The organism is Bradyrhizobium sp. P2_E8 (genome assembly GCF_056403875.1).
In genome coordinates, this window is the sequence record NZ_JBFUES010001199.1 from 1 (window position 1) to 2,030 (window position 2,030).

Annotated in this window: 2 protein-coding genes and 1 pseudogene; all 3 read left to right on the forward strand. The window is 65.7% G+C overall.

The features are described 5' to 3' along the window. Nucleotides 1–60: 60 nt before the first annotated feature. A complete protein-coding gene (gene cysT / locus AC1D00_RS38540) occupies nt 61–867 on the forward strand; it encodes a sulfate ABC transporter permease subunit CysT (RefSeq protein WP_404558918.1) in 807 nt (268 codons plus the stop codon). 10 nt (nt 868–877) lie between these two features. Beyond that, complete coding sequence (gene cysW / locus AC1D00_RS38545; RefSeq protein ID WP_477014284.1) at nt 878–1,789, forward strand: sulfate ABC transporter permease subunit CysW; 912 nt, start codon at nt 878–880, stop codon at nt 1,787–1,789. Next, nucleotides 1,779–2,024: pseudogene (locus AC1D00_RS38550) on the forward strand (ATP-binding cassette domain-containing protein); the annotation flags it as partial. The gene cysW and the pseudogene AC1D00_RS38550, both read left to right, overlap by 11 nt. Nucleotides 2,025–2,030 lie beyond the last annotated feature (6 nt).

Below are 2,030 nucleotides of genomic sequence, written 5' to 3' on the forward strand. Positions count from 1 at the left end.
CCGTTTTAGGAGGCTTTAGCAGGGGGCCTGGTGAGCGCAGTTGTAGCACGACGACGGACATTGCCGGGCTTCGGTCTCACCATGGGACTGACGCTTTCCTGGCTGTCGATCATCATCCTCATTCCGCTTGCCGGCCTGTTCCTGAAATCGCTCGAGCTGAGCCCCGAGCAGTTCTGGAACATCCTCTCCAGCCGCCGTACCCTGAACGCGCTGCGGGTCTCGTTCGGCCTCGCCTTCGCGGCGGCCTGCGTCAATCTGGTGATGGGCAGCATCATCGTCTGGGCGCTGGTGCGCTACCGGTTTCCCGGCCGGCGCATCTTCGACGCCATCGTCGACGTGCCCTTCGCGCTGCCGACGGCGGTTGCCGGCGTTGCGCTGACGGCGCTGTTCGCCGAGAAGGGCTGGCTGGGCGCGCCGCTCGCGGCGCTCGGCATCAAGGTGGCGTTCACGCCGGTCGGCATCTTCGTCGCCATGATCTTCATCGGCATTCCCTTCGTGGTGCGCACTGTGCAGCCGGTGCTCCAGGATCTCGACCCCGAGATCGAGGAGGCCGCGGGCAGCCTGGGCGCGAGCCGCTGGCAGACCATCAGCCGCGTGATCCTGCCCTCGCTCGGACCGGCGCTGCTCACCGGCCTCGCGCTCGCCTTCGCGCGCGCCGTTGGTGAATACGGCTCGGTGATCTTCATCGCCGGCAATCTGCCGAACGTCTCCGAGATTGCGCCGCTGCTGATCGTGATCCGGCTCTCCGAATTCCGCTACGCCGATGCGACCGCCATCGCGGTGGTCATGCTCGTCGTCTCCTTCGTCGTCATCTTCGCCGTCAACCGGCTCCAGCGCTGGGCGCAGAGCCGGATCCCGGCGCGTTGAGGAGGATGCGATGACGATGCAGATCGCAGATTCCGTTTCGCTCTCCTCGCCCGATGCGAAGGCGCGCGCGCACGCGGCGGCGGCGCGTGACAACCTTCGCACCGAGCCGAGGGCGGTGCGCATCGTCATCATCACGCTGGCGGTGCTGTTCCTCTCGGTCTTCGTCGTGCTGCCGCTGGTCGTCGTGTTCGCGCAGGCATTCTCGAAGGGCATCCTCGCCTATCTCGCCGCGCTCGCCGAGCCGGAGGCGCTGGCCGCGATCAGGCTGACGCTCCTGGTCGCGGCGATCTCGGTCGGCCTCAATCTCGTGTTCGGCCTCGTCGCCGCCTGGGCCATCGCCAAGTTCGATTTCAGCGGCAAGACCTTCCTGATCACGCTGATCGACCTGCCGTTCKCGGTCAGCCCGGTGATCTCGGGCCTCGTCTTCGTGCTGCTGTTCGGCGCGCAGGGCTATTTCGGCGGCTGGCTTCGGGATCACGACATCCAGATCCTGTTCGCGGTGCCCGGCATCGCGCTCGCCACCACCTTCGTGACCTTCCCCTTCGTGGCACGCGCGCTGATCCCCCTGATGCAGGAGCAGGGCACGCAGGAAGAGGAAGCCGCGATCTCGCTCGGCGCTTCCGGCCTGCAGACCTTCTTCCGCGTCACGCTGCCGAACATCAAATGGGGCGTGCTCTACGGCGTTCTGCTCTGCAACGCGCGCGCGATGGGCGAGTTCGGTGCGGTGTCGGTCGTGTCGGGCCACATTCGCGGCGAGACCAACACCATGCCGCTGCTGGTCGAGATTCTCTACAACGAGTACCAGTTCGTCGCCGCCTTCGCGATCGCCTCGCTGCTGGCGATGCTGGCGCTGATAACGCTGATCGCAAAAACCGTTCTTGAACGTCATCTGGACGAAGGACAGGACGCAAGTGACCATTGAAGTCAGGAATCTCGTCAAGAAGTTCGGCAGTTTTGCTGCCCTCGACGGCGTCGACCTCAAGGTCGACAATGGCGAGTTGCTCGCGCTGCTCGGACCCTCGGGCTCCGGCAAGACCACGCTGCTGCGGATCATCGCCGGTCTCGACTGGCCGGATTCGGGCGAAGTCTCCTTCAACGGCGAGGACGCACTGGCGCAAGGCGCGCGTGAGCGGCACGTCGGCTTCGTGTTCCAGCACTAAGCG